The sequence below is a fragment of the Acinetobacter sp. 1294243 genome, assembly GCF_000588015.1.
Taxonomy (GTDB): Bacteria; Pseudomonadota; Gammaproteobacteria; order Pseudomonadales; family Moraxellaceae; genus Acinetobacter; species Acinetobacter pittii.
The window spans coordinates 46,444-63,561 of sequence record NZ_JFXG01000018.1 but is presented as its reverse complement, the minus strand read 5'-3'; the positions used below and the strand labels follow the sequence as shown (position 1 = coordinate 63,561).

The window sequence follows — 17,118 nt, the reverse complement described above, 5'->3', positions numbered from 1 at the left end:
GTTAAGCAGTTTTTAAAAACTGGTTTCTATATTGTACAGGGGATAAACCTTGTAGCTTCACCTTGATTCTCTCATGATTATAATAATGAATGTACTCTCGTATAGTTTTCTCTAACTCATCAGTTGATTGAAATTTTTCACCATGAAAGCACTCCGATTTTAATATTCCAAAGAAGCTTTCTATTACAGCATTATCTAAGCAATTTCCTTTACGAGACATACTTTGAATTAAACCATGTTGCTTTAATTGCTGTTGATAATGAGCCATTTGATATTGCCATCCTTGATCTGAATGGAGAATTGGTTTCTCATGTCGCTTAAGTTTAGCTAAAGCATGAATGAGCATATCTTTCACTAACTCATAATTGAGTTTACGTTGGATCCGGAAGGTAATAATTTCCCCATTAAATAAATCTATAATTGGTGATAGATAAAGTTTTTCACCGTTAACATTAAATTCCGTCACATCAGTTGCCCATTTCTGGTTGGGACGGTTCGCTTTAAATTGCCGTTGCATAATGTTATCGGCCACCATCCCGACACAACCACTTTTATATGAGCGATATTTTAGTGCTCTGATACGTGATTTAAGTCCCATAGTTTTCATAAGACGATATACACATTTATGGTTGATTATTATTCCTGTACTTTTCAGAGCAAGAGTAATTCTACGATAGCCATAGCATCCCTTATGCTTGTGATATATGGACTTGATCTGCTGTTTTAACTCAGTATATTTATCCTTAGAGCGTACAGCTTTCATGTGATAGAAATAAGTACTACGAGCGATCTTGGCAATACTGAGTAAGAGCTTTAATGGATAAATTTGCCTTAATTCTGAAATAACTTGAACACTGTCTGCAGTAGAAATTGAATTTAGGTACGTTGCTTCAGTTTTAAGGCTTTTAGCTTTTTTAAAAAGGCAACCTCTGCTCGTAAAGCGGTCACTTCATCAATGAGCTCCTGCTGAGATTTATCTTTGTCATCTTTTACAGACTTGGTTATTTTAGTTTTATCTTGTTTAAGCATATTGGTATAAATCCTCGTGGTATTAAACCCAGCAATCCCTTCTTTATGATACTGAGCTAGCCACCTTCTTAAAATTGACGTCCCGCTCAGATTTAACCGTCTTCTAACTTCTCTTACCGGTATCTTATCAAGAAGCATTTGTACAGCCTTGATTTTAAATTCGGAAGAGTAGTAGGTTTTTTTAGTTTTAACATTCAGGCCATCTTCACCTTGTGCCTTATAGTTTTCAATCCATAAGCGGATGGTTTGGAGATCTACATTAAATTCTTGTGAAAGGATTTTATATCCTTTACTTCCCTCTAAATAAGCTTGAATGACTTTTAATTTTAACTCTTTTGAATGCTTCGGAATTGGCATAGAGCACACCTCATAAGTTTTAAAAGTCTAACTTATGGGGTGCAGTTCAGGACGGGAGAGGGACACCTTCGGGTGTGCTGGTTGTTGTACCAGTCCGCGAACCCTTTCTCGTTCTGCCACCATAATTTTAATGTCGGCAGAACTCTCAATAAAAAAGGAGTTGGCTTTGCACATCCATTATTTCTTGGCTCTCAATCCCAAAAGCTATAACGACACAGCTTAAAAATTAAAGCAGCTTGAACGCCTTAAGGTTTTCAGGCTTAAAGTCATTTTTACTTAAAACTTAGCAACAACAAAACTTGAGATGTGCCAAGCACAGTCTTTACGGCTTTGCTGTGCCTTTTTTTCTCCCAAAAAGGGCACAGGCTTTTTTTTATCTCATTTAGAAACAACAAGAATTTATAACGGTAAAACTATGCCAAAGTTAGTGCTTTCTTCCCGTGCCATACAAGTCATCAACAAGTCGATTGATTTATTTCACCATCGTGGCTTTCATACCGTTGGGGTAGATCGAATAGTGAAAGAATGCAAAATTACCAAAGCGACTTTTTATAACTTTTTTCATTCAAAAGAGCGGTTTATTGAAATCTGTTTGATCGTCCAGAAAGAACGATTAAAAGAAAAAGTGGTCTCAATTGTTGAGTATGCCCAAGACACAAACGCGGCCGATAAACTCAAACAGCTTTATTTCTTACATACCGATGTAGAGGGGATGTACTACCTATTATTTAAAGCCATGTTTGAAACGAAACTGAGCTATCCAAAAGCCTATATCTCCGCAGTGAGATATCGAACATGGCTCATGAATGAAATCTATAGCCAGCTTATAAAACTAAAAACCGATGCGACTTTTCAAGACGCCAAACTATTTTTATATATGATTGAAGGCGCAATTATTCAGCTTTTAAGTTCAGATGGGGCAATTGATCGGGAAAAGATGTTGGATTGTTTTTTTTGCAGTTTAGGTAGGTGATGTAATTTGATGCCGCAGAATGCGCTAGGCAATCGATAAAATCAAAAGCCAATTTGTCACCATATCTACGGATGTGGTTTTTATACTTTTAAGATATTTAGTTTATTGCTTAATCAGACAAATGCGTGGCTGATAACAAAAAATATTAGACCGGTCGTCTATCAAGCTATATAGTTAGGCCGTACTTTGTTGACCTTCTAGTTTAAAAGAGAAAATTAATGTCTATTATTCTTCATCATTTAAATGCTTCACGCTCATTTCGCATTCTGTGGTTACTTGAAGAAATTAATCAACCGTATGAATTAAAAAGTTATTTCCGGGATAAAACTACAAATCTTGCACCTCAAGAATTAAAAAATATTCATCCCTTAGGAAAATCACCTGTGATTGAACTTAATGGAAAAGTAATTGCTGAATCAGGTGCCATTGTAGAAATTTTGATTGAAAAGTTTGCTCCTCAACTTATGCCCGCGAAAGATTCAGACAGTTATCTTGATTATTTACAATGGGTTCATTTTTCAGAAAGTTCGGCTATGGTTCCATATTTATTAAATATCTTTAATTCGATTGAGTTAAAAAATGGCACTCAATTAAAGTTCTTAGATCAATATGCGCAGACTGAGTTGGATAAAGTATTTTCGTATTTAGATCAACAATTAGTAGGCAAAAAATTCTTAGTAGGTGATTGCTTAACGGGTGCCGATTTTATGATTGGTTTCGTAGTCTATGGTCTAATTAATTCTTTAAATATTCGGTCAAAATATCTCAATATTGAACAATATGTAAAAGGTCTAGAAAGCCTAGAAAGCTGGAAAAAAGCCATGTCTATTGAACAAAATCTTCATCAACAGACCAATGCCTAAAAATTGCTGTAAGTCATTTTTCCAATATTGTTTAGCTGCTCAATTGGCTCGTATTCATTCTTTTATGAGTTCTGCTAAACCAGCGAGTTAAAGACCCCGTTGTTTTAAAATTATGATTTGAAACTCTTGTACCTCTAATTGATGACAAGAGTTTCTAAGACGATTTAAATTACATTTCTGAGTTCATTTGCCGTGTTACGCAGCAATGGCAAAATTTGCTGAACTAAATAATCTTCTTGTACACGGTTGGTTTGCGACATGCAGTTAAGCGCTGCTATGGCTTGACCTTGTGCGTTAAAAACGGGCACTGCAATCGCAATCACGCCAAGCTCATGTTCTTCTTTAGAAAGACAATAATCCGATAACGAAATACCCTTAAGCACTTCAAAAAATTTTGACTCATCTACTATGGTAAATGGCGTTAAGCGCTTTAAACCATAATTTTTTACCCACGTATGTTGGGCTTCTTCGGACAGTGCTGCCAGCAATACTTTACCTGTAGACGTGGCATGGGCAGGGAGTCGGTTTCCTAAATGCATGCCGTAAGGGCTAACACGTAAATTATCTTGCTGCGGTAAATAACTACGCGCAATCGGCACCACTTCGTTATCGTCTAACACCACAATTGAGAAAGTCAGCGACGTCTGCGCACACAAAAGATTTAAAAATGACTGAGCAACTTTAGGCAGATGGGCAGAGCTTAAATAAGAACTCGAAAAGCGCAGCACCCGATGAGTGAGCCAAAAGTAATGTTCATCGGTTTCTAAATAGCCTAAGTATTTTAAAGTTTTTAGATAACGCCTTGCCGCTGTACGGCTAATACCGGTTCGCTCAGCCACTTGAGTGACATTGAGCCGTTGCCGATCTGTTCCAAAAGCTTCCAGTAAAGCTAAGCCTTTTGCTAAGCCTGCAATGTAGTCTTCTTGACGAATTTTCTCATGCGAGTTCGGGTGCTCTAAAAAAGCATCGAGAGAAGGCATCCTTTCATTCCTGTTATTTTGATTGTTTCTGTCCGCTATTCGGACAAACTAAATGATAAACGGTTATTTTCGTCTTGGATACATAGTGCACAAAACTTAAAGCCAGTAATTTAAAAGTCAGGATGAAACAAGGATGAAGTTATGGATATTTTAAAGACACAGGTTGCAATTATTGGTTCTGGACCAGCAGGGTTATTGCTTGGGCAACTTTTATATAAAGCTGGGATTGATCATATTATTGTTGAGCAACGTAGTGCTGAATATGTGGCTTCACGGATTCGTGCAGGAATTTTAGAGCAAGTTTCGGTCGACTTACTGAAACAAGCAGGTGTTGACCAAAATTTAAAAGACAAAGGATTACCACATTCGGGCATTGAAATCTTAACCAATGGTGAATTGCATCGCGTTGATTTGGCAGCACTCACGGGTGGCAAACAAGTAACCGTATACGGTCAGACCGAAGTCACCAAAGATTTAATGACTGCGCGTGAAGCAGAGCAGCTCACTTCATTTTATGAAGCTCAAAATGTACAAGTAAAAGATTTTTACACTGCACCAAAAGTTGAGTTTGAGTACCAAGGTAAAGCCTTTCAAATTCAGTGTGACTTTATTGCTGGTTGTGATGGCTACCATGGCGTCTGCCGTGCCAGCGTGCCAGAAGATAAAATTAAGACCTTTGAAAAAGTTTATCCGTTTGGCTGGTTAGGGGTGTTGGCCGATGTGCCACCTGTAGCCGATGAACTCATTTATGTACAGTCAGAGCGTGGATTTGCTTTATGTAGTATGCGCTCAGAAACACGTAGCCGTTATTATTTACAAGTTCCTTTAACAGATCATGTAGAAGATTGGTCAGATGAAAAGTTCTGGGATGAGCTAAAAAACCGCCTAGACCCTGAAAGCCGCGAAAAGCTAGTGACAGGACCTTCTATTGAAAAAAGTATCGCGCCGTTACGTAGCTTTGTGACTGAGCCAATGCGTTTCGGAAAACTATTTTTAGCAGGTGATGCTGCACATATTGTTCCACCGACAGGAGCAAAAGGCCTAAACCTAGCAGCATCTGATATTGCTTATTTATCAAGTGCGCTTGTTGAATATTATGTTGAAGGTTCCGAGCAAGGTATAAATGAATACTCTGAAAAATGTCTACAACGTGTATGGAAAGCTGAGCGTTTTTCTTGGTGGATGACTCATTTATTGCATCGTTTTGAAACTGAAAGTGAGTTTGATCATAAGATTAAACAAGCTGAGCTAAGTTATGTGCTTGGCTCGATCGCAGGTAAAACCACATTGGCCGAAAACTATGTTGGTTTGCCTTATGAGATTAAGCAAATTGATAGTTTCAAGCACGCAAGCTAAAGGCTAGATAAGAAATAAAAAGGGCATGCAAATGCTCTTTTTTTATGTAAAAAAACTGGATGGAATGAGATCGGTTAAAAGATGTGATTCGGCTAAAAGTAGCCCGATACTTTTCAAAATATAGGGCTACCTATCAATTCACCTAAAGTTTAGTTGGCCTTTGCCGCAACTTTATTATTGGTTAATATCACTTGTTGCTGAGACTGAAGGGGTTTAATCACTTGTGGGTTAGAGTTACTCCAAGGGATATAGGCTTCTGTCAAAATATGGCCTGTAAGGCTGGTTAAATCACTCGTTTTAACTTCCGCATTACCTTGACGACCAAATAATACAACTTCATCACCTGCTTTGGCCTCTGGAATATCTGTTACATCAACCATAACAGTATTCATTGATACTCGACCAACCACTGGTGCTTTTTGTCCATTGATTAATACAAAAGCCTTATTACTAAAACTACGACGGTAGCCATCCGAATAACCTACAGGGAGGTTTGCGAGTCTAGAGTCACGTTTTAAAGTATAAGTTTGGTCATAACCTACGGTTGAATCTTTCAAGTAATTATTCACTGCGGCAATTTGTGTTTTAAATGCCATCATACCTTTAAATTCAGGGTGATTAGGAAAATCACCATATATAATTGCGCCTGCACGAACCATATCTAAATGTGATTCAGGAACGTTTACAGTAGCAAATGAATTAGCAGTATGTAATGTTAATTCTTTACGATTCAGTTTGGCTTTTTTAATCAACCATGCGGTTTGTTCATTAAATTGTGCCAGACGCTCACGAACAAATTTTTCATCTTCTACGGCATAATGGGTCATAATGCCGTCAATTTTAAGATGGGGAAGTTTGGTGATCGCAACAGCTTGTTCTTTGCCTAGAGCCGTAGACATTTCAAGACCATTACGATCCATACCGCCTGAATTCAAAGCCAAGCTGTAATGAACAGTTGTATTGTTCGCTTCTGCCCATTTAGACATACGGGCAGCTTGGTCATAGTTACCTAAAAGCTCTTCAATATTTAAAGCTTGTGCATTGATAATTTCACTATCTGTGGCTGTACGTAAACGTGTAATTTTGCCTTTATAGCCATGTTTACGCACCATAGCCGCTTCAGCATTACTGGTAATGCCAATACAAGATACGTTTAACTTCATAACACTTGGCATAAGTAGATCAATACTATGGCCGTATGCGTTAGCTTTCATGACTATACAAAGTTGTGTTTTGCCATTAAGTAACTGATTTGTCTTTTTAATATTATCTTCAAAAGCTTGAGTATCAATTTCTATCCATGCATTTGCTGTAGGAGCAGGGCTTACTTCATTCGTAACATGGGGAGTGAGTAAGGGAGCTGCATGAGCAAATTGCACCGAACCGAATAATATTAATGCACAGCTATAAGCGAGATGAGAAAATTTTGTTTTAAGTTTCATGAGTTTTTAATCTTTCCTAATTGAATATATTTTACCTTTCGGTATATTTTTATGATTAATTACAGCAATACAATTAATTTGTTTTGCGAAATCACATATTTTTTCGTAATAATATTTCCTCCTTAAAATATTATGAGAAGTATTAAGCGAGCCTAAAGACACCTTAATTTTATTAAGAAATATTGACATGATTTAAATCATATTAATTAAATCTAAATATACATCCGTAAAAAAACAATAGAAAAATTTACTATATTTTCTAAGTGTTATTTTTTTAATCTATTTGTACCTGTTGTTTTTTATTTAATTCTATAAAAATTATGATTTTTTTAAAAATATAATTTTTTATTATGGTTGGAATTTAATCTATTGTACTTTGTAGATGATATTTATTATCATTTGATATTTGATGGGTTATTAATTAAATGTCTGTAAATTAATATTTTTTTGATAAAATTTTTTCTTAGGTTTTGAATATGCAGATTTATAAAAATAAAATAATTTTAGAATGCTATGACACAATTGCTCAATTTTTAAGTAAAAGATTTATTTTTTAAAATCACTAATAAATTAATTTAATTTTTTTAAATAAAATATTTGTTAGCCAAAATAAATAATTACCTGACATTAGGTAGTAAAATTGAGATTTAAATTCTCATGAGACAACGCAACTAAAGGATTTAGTTTCCTTGTTTGAGCTAATTTTTTATCCACTGTTATGGCTAAATTAAGATCAAAATATTAAGGTATATTTAATTAGGTATTTAAATGTTTTAGTTTTAATAAAGATAAGAAGTATATAATAACTTTAATGAAAAAATAGTTTTTTTATAGTTGTGAATATGATTGTAAGTTTTTATTTATTATTATATTTTAATTCTGAAAGATAGTAATGTAGATATCAGTTAATCGTAAACGATATCTAAGAATCAACTTTTAAGTGAATCCCTATATCTATTGAGAGATTAAATAATGAGCTTTTTGATAAGTCTGGTGGTTAGAATATAAAGCTCATCTATGAAAATATTAATAAATAATTATTAATGAGTAGATGGATGGATACCCAAGAATTCTCTTATTTAAAATTGTCAAATTAACTTCTTTAATGAAGGTGAACTCTAAGTAAGTTTCTCTAAATAATTATATTTTTAAGAAATACTTAATGGAAGAATAGGTGTGAATTATAATTTTTTAACCTTTGTTATAACTGTGTTGATTATTAATCTATCACCAGGTCCTGCTATGATTTATGTAATAAATCAATCATCAAAATATGGAATAAAAGCAGGATTAAAGGCAGCAGCAGGGGTAGAGTTTGGTGTCTTCTTCTATGTTTTGTTAACGGCATTTGGGTTAATGGTTATCTTTCAAGAAACTCCTATGCTATACAAAGTTATTCAATTTATGGGGGCTTTATATCTAATTTATTTAGCATATCTGTCGTGGCCCAAACGTAAATCAATACAAAGCCCAAATATTCTTTCTCAAAACTCTTCAGAATCAGCCCGCCATACATTTAGCAAAGGGATGTTAATTAATTTATCTAACCCAAAGATTGGCCTCTTTTTTGTTAGCTTGTTACCACAATTTGTACCTTCAGATTCTTACCCAGCTTGGCTGTATTTTCTCTTATATGGGCTAATTTTTAATTTTGGAGGTATTTGTGTGAATGTGACAGTTGGAGCAATGGCGCGAAAATTAAAAACTATTATACAAAGAGCATTATGGTTTAATTATGTTCCACCGCTTTTGTTCTTATCTATTGCTGTTTTAAGCATAGCGCAGGTGGGGGTGTGAGTTTGTATTGTTGGAATTTCTACTTTTCATCACGATCGTACTATTAACATGGTCTATTTTTTTATGAAAAAATGAATTGGAAAAAAGCGGGTAATAGGATGTATTTTGCTTAAAAGATCAGCATTAATAAAAGCTTTTGTCACATTTTTTCAGTATATTGCTATTAATTTCTTTATTTATAAATTCTAAGTTTGTATGGAACAGGACCAAGCTCGCATACCTAAATATATTCCTATCCGCGATGCAATTGCCCACGATATTGAATCGGGTGTATTAAAAGCCCACGCAAAACTCCCTTCAGAAAGGGTGCTTTCTGAACAATTCCAAACCACTCGTGTTGCTGCACGTGAGGCTTTGTTGGCTTTGGAAACTGATGGTTTGATTTATCGCTTAGATCGCCGTGGTTGGTATGTTCGTTCTCCTCGTATTATTTATCACCCGCAATCAACAAAAAACTTTAATCAGTTTGTGATTGAACAAGGCTATGAACCTTCGACAGAAGTGATTTCGAGTGAACTGACTCAGGCTACTTCTTGGGATGCCAAGCATTTAAAAGTTGAAAAAGGGCATCCGATTTATTCGGTTTGGCGACGTCGTTGTATTAATGGTCGCCCTGTTTTGGTTGAGCATTTACGTGTGAATGCCGAGTTTTTCCCTGAGTTTTTAACTCATGATCTTAAGCAATCGATTACTTTACTCATGGCAAATCAATATAACTGCCATATCACCAGAGCCGACATTAACCTCTATCCAACGGCTTTATCGGAACAGCAGGCCAAAGCATTGCATGTCAATGTAGGTGCACTAGGTTTATATATTCGTCGTAGTAATAGAAATGAAGAAGGCGTAATTACTGATGTCGACCAAGAATATTGGCTACATGATGTTTTAGATTTACATTTCGAAGCGCGAGCATAAAAATACAATCTGGTTTAAACCAGATTAATTAAACTGTCATATAAAGCTGTTGAAATACGATCATCAAATAATTGCATTCGATGGTTTGCAGATGAAACAGTATGTTCAACAGACAATCAAACTCGGCACTGCATCAGTTTTAGGTGTAGTGGTCGCTATTCAAATGGGATGTTCATCAGCAACATCAAAAAACTCAGAAGAAATTACAGTCTATACGGCAGTAGAAGCCGATCAGCTTAAGCAATACCAAAAAGAATTACACAAAGCCTATCCAGAGCTAAAAGTAAAATGGGTACGTGATTCAACAGGTGTGATCACCGCTAAACTTTTGGCAGAGCAGAAAAATCCTCAAGCGGATGTGGTTTTTGGTGTTGCTTTAACCAGTTTGCTGGTCATGGAAAAGAAAGACATGCTTGAGCCTTTCAAACCTGAAGGTGTGCAAAATTTAAAACCAGAATTTGTAAGCCAAAAACCTGTACCGACTTGGACGGGTATGGATGCATGGGAATCTGCAATCTGTGTAAATAAAGTCGAATTAGAAAAACGTAAGTTACCAATTCCAAAAACTTGGAAAGATTTAACCAACCCGATTTATAAAAACCTGATTGTGATGCCAAATCCAGCTTCGAGTGGCACAGGCTATTTAGATGTCACGGCTTGGATGCAAATTTGGGGCGAAAAGCAGGCATGGGACTATATGCAGGCTTTAGATAAAAACATTTCACAATATCCTCATTCGGGCTCAAAACCTTGCAAGATGGCTGCACAAGGCGAAATTCCAATTGGAATTTCTTTCGGCTATCCAGCCTTTAAATTAAAAGCAGAGGGTGCACCTTTAGAAGTGGTTTATCCAACTGAAGGTTTAGGCTGGGAAATGGAAGCCTCAGCAATTGTGAAAGGAACCAAGAAATTAAGTAGCGCACAGAAATTTATAAATTGGTCGGTAAGCAAAGCGGCAAATGAAGCCTATGCCCATAACTTTTCAATGGTGGCCTACAAAGGAATTGAAAATACCACTATGGACTTCCCGAAAAACCTTCCTCAAATGCTCGTAAAAAATGATTTTTATTGGGCGGCCGAGCAGCGTGAACGTATTTTGGCTGAATGGTCAAAGCGTTTTGAAAAGTGATCTTTTGGATAAAGGCCTTATTATGCAAATTCCTTCGTCATTGCAGTCATCGCTGCTAGGTCAAAACCAAAAGGCCGAGTTAGCAGGGCATTTATTGTCGACCTTAACGACCTATAAATATCCTGAACATGGCTCCTCAGTTTTAGAAGTGGTGGATATTCAAAAAAAGTTCCAACACTTTCAGGCCCTAACGCATATTAATTTAGACCTTAAAGCTGGCGAGTTCGTGAGCTTTTTGGGACCTTCTGGATGCGGTAAAACCACATTGCTACGCATAATTGCGGGTCTAGAAAAACCTCATTATGGAAAAGTCATAAAAAAGGGCGCAGACATTACGTTGTTGAGTGCTGAAAAGCGTCACTGTGGCATTGTGTTTCAGAACTATGCGTTATTTCCAAACTTAAACGTTGAAGAAAATATTGCGTTTGGCTTAGACAAAAAGAAATGGGATAAGGCACAGCGTAGTCAACGAGTTCAGCAATTATTAGAACTGATTGAATTACCCGATATTGCTAAAAAATATCCAAATCAATTGTCGGGTGGGCAGCAGCAACGTGTTGCGCTTGCTCGGGCAATTGCACCGAAGCCTGATATTTTACTGTTGGATGAACCATTGTCTGCACTCGATGCTCAGGTACGTCTAAACCTAAGACAAAAGATCCGTTCGATTCAATCGCAGCTTAATTTGCCAACCATTATGGTCACACACGATCAAGAAGAAGCATTAAGCATTTCTGACCGTGTTGTAGTCATGAATCATGGTGTCATTGAGCAAATTGATACCCCGCACAATATTTATTACAAGCCACAAACCCAATTCGTTGCAAAGTTTATTGGTACCATGAACTTTTTGGTAGCTACTTGTTCGGTAGTTAATCAGCTCGAGGTTTTGGGTTTTATTCCTCTAAATTTGGAACAGCAAAAACTTAAAGCAGGGCAAAACTACAGCATTGGTTTCAGACCGGAAGCTGTCGAGTTGGTTGATGCTTTTGGCAGTGATAAAGAGTCGTTGTATTTGCCAGTTAAAGTATTAAGCACTGAATTTTTAGGCGCAAAACGCCGTTTATTTTGCGCTATTTATATCGATGGAATTGAGCAGTCCAAACACCTTTTGCAAATTGAAATTGAAAATACCAAGTTCAAAACTTTGCAAGAACTCATGTTTATAAAAGTGCCTAATCAGCTCATTCATGTCTTTGACGAACAAGGGTACGCACTATGTTAAATGAAGCTGCTTCAGCGGTTTTAAAAACACAGCCGCGTCGAAAAACTGAATATTCATTAAGATCAAATATTGCTTTGGCTATGGTCGCAATCGCTTTGACTTTAGCGATTATTGCTCCTTTAATGATGCTGTTTGAAACAGCTTTTTTTGATGAAAATCAAAATCTTGTTGGCTTTGAAAATTTTTATAATTATTTTGCAAGTCCAGCTTTACTCAGCTCTATATTTAACTCGATGTGGGTTGCTTGTGCTGCTACTGTCATTACAGTATTTCTTGCCAGTATTTATGCTTTTGCACTCACCAATGTAAATATAAAAGGCAAAGGCTTCTTTAAAGTGGTCGCTTTTTTACCCATTTTAGCGCCGTCACTTTTACCGTCTTTGGCATTGGTTTATTTGTTTGGTAAGCAAGGTGTGTTTAAACCTTTACTGGGCGATATACAAATTTATGGGTCAATCGGTATTTTAATCAGTTATTGCTTTTGGCTATTTCCAGCAATTTTGATGTTGATGATGGTGTCTTTTCGCAGTGTCGATCAGCGTTTAATTGAGGCATCTTTGTCGCTCGGCAAAAATATCTGGAAGACGCATTACCACGTCACGCTACCTGCAATTCGGTATGGACTTATCAGTGCAAGTCTAGTGGCTTTTATTTATGTGCTGACCGATTTTGGTATTCCGAAAGTCATTGGCGGTTCATTTAATATGATGGCACTTGATGTCTATAAACAGATTATTGGTCAGCAAAGTATGAGCATGGGTGCGGTAATTTCCATCTTATTGTTGTTACCAGCAGTTTTTGTATTCATTTTCGATCGTATTCAAAGCAAACGCCATGCACGTTTTCAAGCTTTTCAGGCTAAACCTTATATCTCAACATCGAACAAAAAACTTGAAGTCGTTCTGAGCTTATTTTGTGGGTTGGTTTCAGGTGCGATTTTACTCATTATCTTTACGGCAGTGCTGGCTTCATTCATTCAGTCTTGGCCTTATGATTTGTCTTTAACCTTAGCACATTACAGTTTTGAATATGTCGATGGCGGCGGTTGGGCAGCGTACTTTAACTCGGTTCGTATGGCACTCTTTAGTACGGTTTTTGGAACAGCACTGATTTTTATGGTGGCCCTATTAACCGAACGTTTTAAGGCACACCCACTCATTAAAAACTATGTGCAAGCTTTGGTTTTATTACCCCTTGCTGTACCAGGGTTGGTGCTGGGTATTGCTTATATTTTGTTTTTTAACCAGCAAAGCAACCCTTTAAATGTGCTGTATGGAACCATGACCATTTTGGTGATTTCAACCATCGTGCATTATTACACCGTGCCACACCTGACTTTAACCAATGCCATTAAACAGATTCCTTTACAGCTCGATCAGGCAGCACAAACTCTAGGAACATCGAAGTGGAAAACCTTTTGGAAAGTATATTTGCCCATGTGTTTTCCAGCGCTATGTGATGTGTCGGTCTATGTTTTTGTGAATGCCATGACCACTGTGTCGGCTGCCATTTTCCTCTATTCACCAGACACCAGTTTAGCGGCGGTAGCCGTTTTAAATATGGATGATGCGGGAGACACGGTTGCTGCTGTTGCCATGAGCATTCTAATTTTAACCACCTCATGTGTTGTAAAACTCATTCACTGGTTATTTACCCGAAAAATTATGGCAAGAAGTCAGCAATGGCGTGAAAGCGCTCACTAAGTTTTAGCTAAACACAATTTTTATTTAACCGACTGAAATGAAAATGCTTTGTTCAACAAGGCAAGGGTTTATTCATCCTAAATTTCGCAAATTGGAAGTCTTATGAATAACGCACAGTTTGATTTAATTGTTGTCGGAGCCGGTATTTTAGGTCTATCCGCTGCCATACAGGCACAAGAGCAAGGTTTAAAAGTCTGTATCTTCGAGAAAAATGCCAAACCAGTGGGGGCAACTCGTCGTAATTTCGGCATGGTCGGAACTTCGACATTAACCCATCCAGAGCAACAGTGGCGAAAGTACGCGCTTGAAACGCGTTCTTTTTATCAGCGTATTCAAGCTGAAACCGATATTTCGTTTGCTCAACGACAAGGTGTTTATCTCGCAAACACTGCACTTGAATGGCAGGTTTTAAATGAGTTTGCCGAGCGTGCAAATAACCATCAAATTCTAGTTCATTTGCTAAAGCATGAGGAACTGGTCACCCAATTTTCTTATTTAAACCCCGAGCAGCAGTTTCAAGGCGGTTTGGTTTTTGAAGAAGACTATTCGGTCGAACCGCATGTGATTGGGCAGCGACTATTGGCATATGCCGAAAGAAAAGGCGTAAAGATTTATACCAATGCTTGTGTCGTTCAAACCCAATATCAACATGAAATTTGTCAGGTTCGTTTGGCAAGTGGCGAGGCATATCGGGCAAATAACGTTTTGATCTGTTACGGTGAAGTGATCGATATTTTATATCCAGATCTCTTACAAAGTTTAAATCTGAAACGTTGTGGCCTACAAATGGCTCTGACACAACGGTTTCACCAAAACTTAAATGCTTCTCTTTATTCAGGTTTATCTATTTCACGTTATCCAGCTTTTGAAATTTGCCCAAGTCATACTGAGTTGGTTAAAGCGTCACAACAAGGTTTCATTAAAGAATTCGGTATTCATATTTTGATTAAACAAAATGAATTTGGCGAACTGATCGTAGGCGATAGCCACGAATATCATCCGATTAATGAAGCGCCTCAGTTCGAGCAACGCGAAGAGATTAATGAGTTTATTCAAACGTACTGCCACGAAAAAGTAGGGCTGACTTTACCTCCAATTCAAAAACGTTGGAATGGTTATTACCTGACCCATGAACATGAGTTGGCCTGTGTCACTGAAGCTGAAAAAAATATCTTTCTGGTGAGTGCGATTGCTGGCAAAGGCATGACTACAGGGGCTGGCTTTATGAAAGAAATATTAGAACAAAATATTTACTAGTTTGTCATCTGGTTTAAACCAGATTGATGTATATTGAAATGAACGCGAAAGAAATGAGTAACATTATGAACATGCAACCCCAACTCGATATGGATTTAGAGAACAAGTATTTGCTTCTTACTCCAGGACCATTATCAACATCGGCAACAGTACGCCGTGCAATGCAAAAAGACTGGTGTACTTGGGACCAAGAATACAACTCGCTGGTACAAGATATTCGTAATCGACTGGTCAACTTGGCAACCAGCCAATCTGAAAAATATACAGCTGTGTTAATGCAAGGCAGTGGAAGTTTTGCTGTGGAGTCTGTACTTGGGTCAGCTATTCCGGGTAATGGCAAAATCTTGATCATTAATAACGGCGCATACGGTGCACGTATGGTGCAAATGGTGCGTTGCCTAAATATTGAAGTGATCGAGCTGAACTATTTAGAAACCCAGACACCAGATTTACAAGAGATTGAGCGCGTTTTAGAAGATAAAACCATTAGCCATGTTGCTTGTGTGCACTGTGAAACCACCACAGGAATTTTAAACCCGATTCATGACATTGGCTGTTTAGTTAAAGCGGCAGGAAAAATCTGGATTGTGGATGCCATGAGTTCATTTGGTGGTGTGCCTATGGATATTGCTGAGCTTGAAATTGATTTTCTAATTTCAAGTGCAAATAAATGTATTCAAGGTGTTCCGGGTTTTGGTTTTATTTTGGCAAAGCGTGATTGCCTAGAAGCATGTAAAGGTTTAGCTCGTTCAGTAAGTCTCGATTTGTATGACCAGTGGAATACGATGGAGCAGCATAACGGTAAATGGCGTTTTACTTCGCCAACCCATGTGGTGCGTGCTTTTTATCAAGCCTTACTTGAGCTTGAGGCAGAAGGCGGTGTTGCTGCACGTTATCAACGTTATTTACAGAGCCAACAAACCTTATCTAAAGGTATGCAACAACTAGGCTTTGAATTGGTATTAGGCAATCAAGCACCCCAATCACCCATTATTACCACATTCCTTTACCCAACAGCCGAGACATTTAGCTTTCAGTCCTTCTACGAAACCCTGAAAAAATCAGGTTATGTAATTTATCCGGGCAAAGTCACTGACCTTAATTGTTTCCGTATTGGCAATATTGGCGAAGTTTATATTCATGACATTGAAGGGCTTCTTGCTGCGATTGCGAGCTACTGTGAAAACCATCTAAATCAAGCTGTAACAGCATAATTTTTATTAAAACATTTGAATTAAAGGGAATACACCATGACGACCAACAATACACAAATTCAGGCTGTGGTTTTTGACTGGGCTGGCACAACTGTAGATTTTGGTTCACGCGCACCGATTTTGGCTTTTATGGCTTTATTTAAAGACAATAAAATTGAAATTACGGTCGAAGAGGCGCGTGCGCCAATGGGTTTAGAAAAACGTGACCATATTGCAGCAGTTTTAAAAATGCCGCGTGTAGCGACTGCATGGCAGGAAGTATATGGTCAGGCGGCAACTGAAGCAGATATTGACCGTTTATATAAAGACTTTATTCCGTACCAGTTAAATTCTATTCCGAAATGTTCTGCTTTAATTCCGGGTGCATTAGAAACGTTTGAAAATATTAAAAAGCGTGGTGCAAAAATTGGTAGTAATACAGGATATGCATCCATGATGATTGGTCGTTTGGTCAAAGATGCTGCCGATCAGGGCTATCGACCGGACTGTATCGTTACGGCAAGTGACGTGAAATATGGTCGTCCATATCCTGAAATGTTGTGGAAGAACTTAATTCAACTCGATGTATCCGATATTAAAACCGTTGTAAAAGTAGATGATACCGTGGTGGGTATTGACGAAGGTTTAAACGCAGGGTGCTGGACAGTAGGACTTGCGATTAGTGGTAATGAAGTCGGCTTGAGCTATGAAGAGTGGAGTGCATTATCGGCTGATGAACAGATTGTGCTAAAAGATAAGGCATACCAAAAAATGAATGCGTCGGGGGCTCACTATGTGATTGATAGTGTCGCTGATTTGCCAAATGTACTCGATGATATTGAACGCCGTTTGGGGCAGGGTGAACGACCTTAAACAAAGTTTAGGTTTATATATTT

15 protein-coding genes are annotated in these 17,118 nt (G+C 37.5%); 11 read left to right on the top strand and 4 right to left on the bottom strand.

Going from position 1 to position 17,118, the window contains the following annotated elements; all coding sequences use genetic code 11:
• Position 1 precedes the first annotated feature (1 nt).
• Positions 2-844, bottom strand: a complete 843-nt coding sequence (locus J655_RS25790; protein ID WP_230445321.1) for an IS3 family transposase — start codon at positions 842-844, stop codon at positions 2-4.
• A 32-nt stretch (positions 845-876) separates the two neighbouring features.
• Positions 877-1,386 (bottom strand): helix-turn-helix domain-containing protein, encoded by a 510-nt coding sequence (locus J655_RS25785; protein WP_002120495.1) that lies wholly within the window; start codon positions 1,384-1,386, stop codon positions 877-879.
• A gap of 415 nt (positions 1,387-1,801) precedes the next feature.
• Between J655_RS25785 and J655_RS20785 the strand changes: the two genes are divergently transcribed.
• Both J655_RS20785 and J655_RS20780 read left to right on the top strand, forming a co-directional pair.
• Positions 1,802-2,359 (top strand): TetR/AcrR family transcriptional regulator, encoded by a 558-nt coding sequence (locus J655_RS20785; protein ID WP_032052988.1) that lies wholly within the window; start codon positions 1,802-1,804, stop codon positions 2,357-2,359.
• Between the two features lie 218 nt (positions 2,360-2,577).
• Positions 2,578-3,222, top strand: a complete 645-nt coding sequence (locus J655_RS20780) for a glutathione S-transferase family protein (RefSeq protein WP_032052986.1) — start codon at positions 2,578-2,580, stop codon at positions 3,220-3,222.
• A 164-nt stretch (positions 3,223-3,386) separates the two neighbouring features.
• On the opposite strand, the gene pobR is transcribed toward J655_RS20780, so the two are convergent.
• A complete protein-coding gene (pobR, locus tag J655_RS20775; protein WP_032052984.1) occupies positions 3,387-4,202 on the bottom strand; it encodes an IclR family transcriptional regulator PobR in 816 nt (271 codons plus the stop codon).
• 141 nt (positions 4,203-4,343) lie between these two features.
• Between pobR and pobA the strand changes: the two genes are divergently transcribed.
• A complete protein-coding gene (pobA, locus tag J655_RS20770; RefSeq protein WP_002114537.1) occupies positions 4,344-5,558 on the top strand; it encodes a 4-hydroxybenzoate 3-monooxygenase in 1,215 nt (404 codons plus the stop codon).
• 149 nt (positions 5,559-5,707) lie between these two features.
• On the opposite strand, the gene alr is transcribed toward pobA, so the two are convergent.
• Entirely contained in the window at positions 5,708-7,000 is a 1,293-nt protein-coding gene (alr, locus tag J655_RS20765; RefSeq protein WP_032052982.1) for an alanine racemase, read from the bottom strand.
• A 1,176-nt stretch (positions 7,001-8,176) separates the two neighbouring features.
• Between alr and J655_RS20760 the strand changes: the two genes are divergently transcribed.
• The 8 genes from J655_RS20760 (at position 8,177) to phnX (ending at position 17,095) form a co-directional block, all read left to right on the top strand.
• Complete coding sequence (locus J655_RS20760) at positions 8,177-8,797, top strand: LysE family translocator (RefSeq protein ID WP_032052981.1); 621 nt, start codon at positions 8,177-8,179, stop codon at positions 8,795-8,797.
• 195 nt (positions 8,798-8,992) lie between these two features.
• Entirely contained in the window at positions 8,993-9,715 is a 723-nt protein-coding gene (locus tag J655_RS20755) for a UTRA domain-containing protein (protein ID WP_032052979.1), read from the top strand.
• Between the two features lie 91 nt (positions 9,716-9,806).
• A complete protein-coding gene (locus J655_RS20750) occupies positions 9,807-10,844 on the top strand; it encodes a putative 2-aminoethylphosphonate ABC transporter substrate-binding protein (protein WP_032052977.1) in 1,038 nt (345 codons plus the stop codon).
• A 22-nt stretch (positions 10,845-10,866) separates the two neighbouring features.
• Complete coding sequence (locus tag J655_RS20745; RefSeq protein WP_032052975.1) at positions 10,867-12,069, top strand: ABC transporter ATP-binding protein; 1,203 nt, start codon at positions 10,867-10,869, stop codon at positions 12,067-12,069.
• Complete coding sequence (locus J655_RS20740) at positions 12,063-13,772, top strand: putative 2-aminoethylphosphonate ABC transporter permease subunit (RefSeq protein WP_032052973.1); 1,710 nt, start codon at positions 12,063-12,065, stop codon at positions 13,770-13,772. The genes J655_RS20745 and J655_RS20740 overlap by 7 nt, the downstream gene beginning before the upstream one ends.
• Positions 13,773-13,874: 102 nt before the next feature.
• Positions 13,875-15,029, top strand: a complete 1,155-nt coding sequence (locus J655_RS20735) for a TIGR03364 family FAD-dependent oxidoreductase (RefSeq protein ID WP_032052971.1) — start codon at positions 13,875-13,877, stop codon at positions 15,027-15,029.
• A 26-nt stretch (positions 15,030-15,055) separates the two neighbouring features.
• Positions 15,056-16,243, top strand: a complete 1,188-nt coding sequence (phnW, locus tag J655_RS20730) for a 2-aminoethylphosphonate--pyruvate transaminase (RefSeq protein ID WP_032052969.1) — start codon at positions 15,056-15,058, stop codon at positions 16,241-16,243.
• A 36-nt stretch (positions 16,244-16,279) separates the two neighbouring features.
• The gene (gene phnX, locus J655_RS20725; protein ID WP_017385554.1) at positions 16,280-17,095 is read left to right on the top strand and encodes a phosphonoacetaldehyde hydrolase; all 816 of its coding nucleotides are present in this window, start codon (positions 16,280-16,282) and stop codon (positions 17,093-17,095) included.
• Positions 17,096-17,118: the final 23 nt, after the last annotated feature.

Excerpts from the sequence above, each read along its gene's own strand:
- J655_RS25785 (WP_002120495.1), bottom strand. The coding sequence starts at position 1,386 with ATGCCAATTCCGAAGCATTCAAAAGAGTTAAAATTAAAAGTCATTCAA.
- J655_RS20785 (WP_032052988.1), top strand. The coding sequence starts at position 1,802 with ATGCCAAAGTTAGTGCTTTCTTCCCGTGCCATACAAGTCATCAACAAG.
- J655_RS20780 (WP_032052986.1), top strand. The coding sequence starts at position 2,578 with ATGTCTATTATTCTTCATCATTTAAATGCTTCACGCTCATTTCGCATT.
- pobR (WP_032052984.1), bottom strand. The coding sequence starts at position 4,202 with ATGCCTTCTCTCGATGCTTTTTTAGAGCACCCGAACTCGCATGAGAAA.
- pobA (WP_002114537.1), top strand. The coding sequence starts at position 4,344 with ATGGATATTTTAAAGACACAGGTTGCAATTATTGGTTCTGGACCAGCA.
- alr (WP_032052982.1), bottom strand. The coding sequence starts at position 7,000 with ATGAAACTTAAAACAAAATTTTCTCATCTCGCTTATAGCTGTGCATTA.
- J655_RS20755 (WP_032052979.1), top strand. The coding sequence starts at position 8,993 with ATGGAACAGGACCAAGCTCGCATACCTAAATATATTCCTATCCGCGAT.
- J655_RS20750 (WP_032052977.1), top strand. The coding sequence starts at position 9,807 with ATGAAACAGTATGTTCAACAGACAATCAAACTCGGCACTGCATCAGTT.
- J655_RS20745 (WP_032052975.1), top strand. The coding sequence starts at position 10,867 with ATGCAAATTCCTTCGTCATTGCAGTCATCGCTGCTAGGTCAAAACCAA.
- J655_RS20740 (WP_032052973.1), top strand. The coding sequence starts at position 12,063 with ATGTTAAATGAAGCTGCTTCAGCGGTTTTAAAAACACAGCCGCGTCGA.
- J655_RS20735 (WP_032052971.1), top strand. The coding sequence starts at position 13,875 with ATGAATAACGCACAGTTTGATTTAATTGTTGTCGGAGCCGGTATTTTA.
- phnW (WP_032052969.1), top strand. The coding sequence starts at position 15,056 with ATGTATATTGAAATGAACGCGAAAGAAATGAGTAACATTATGAACATG.
- phnX (WP_017385554.1), top strand. The coding sequence starts at position 16,280 with ATGACGACCAACAATACACAAATTCAGGCTGTGGTTTTTGACTGGGCT.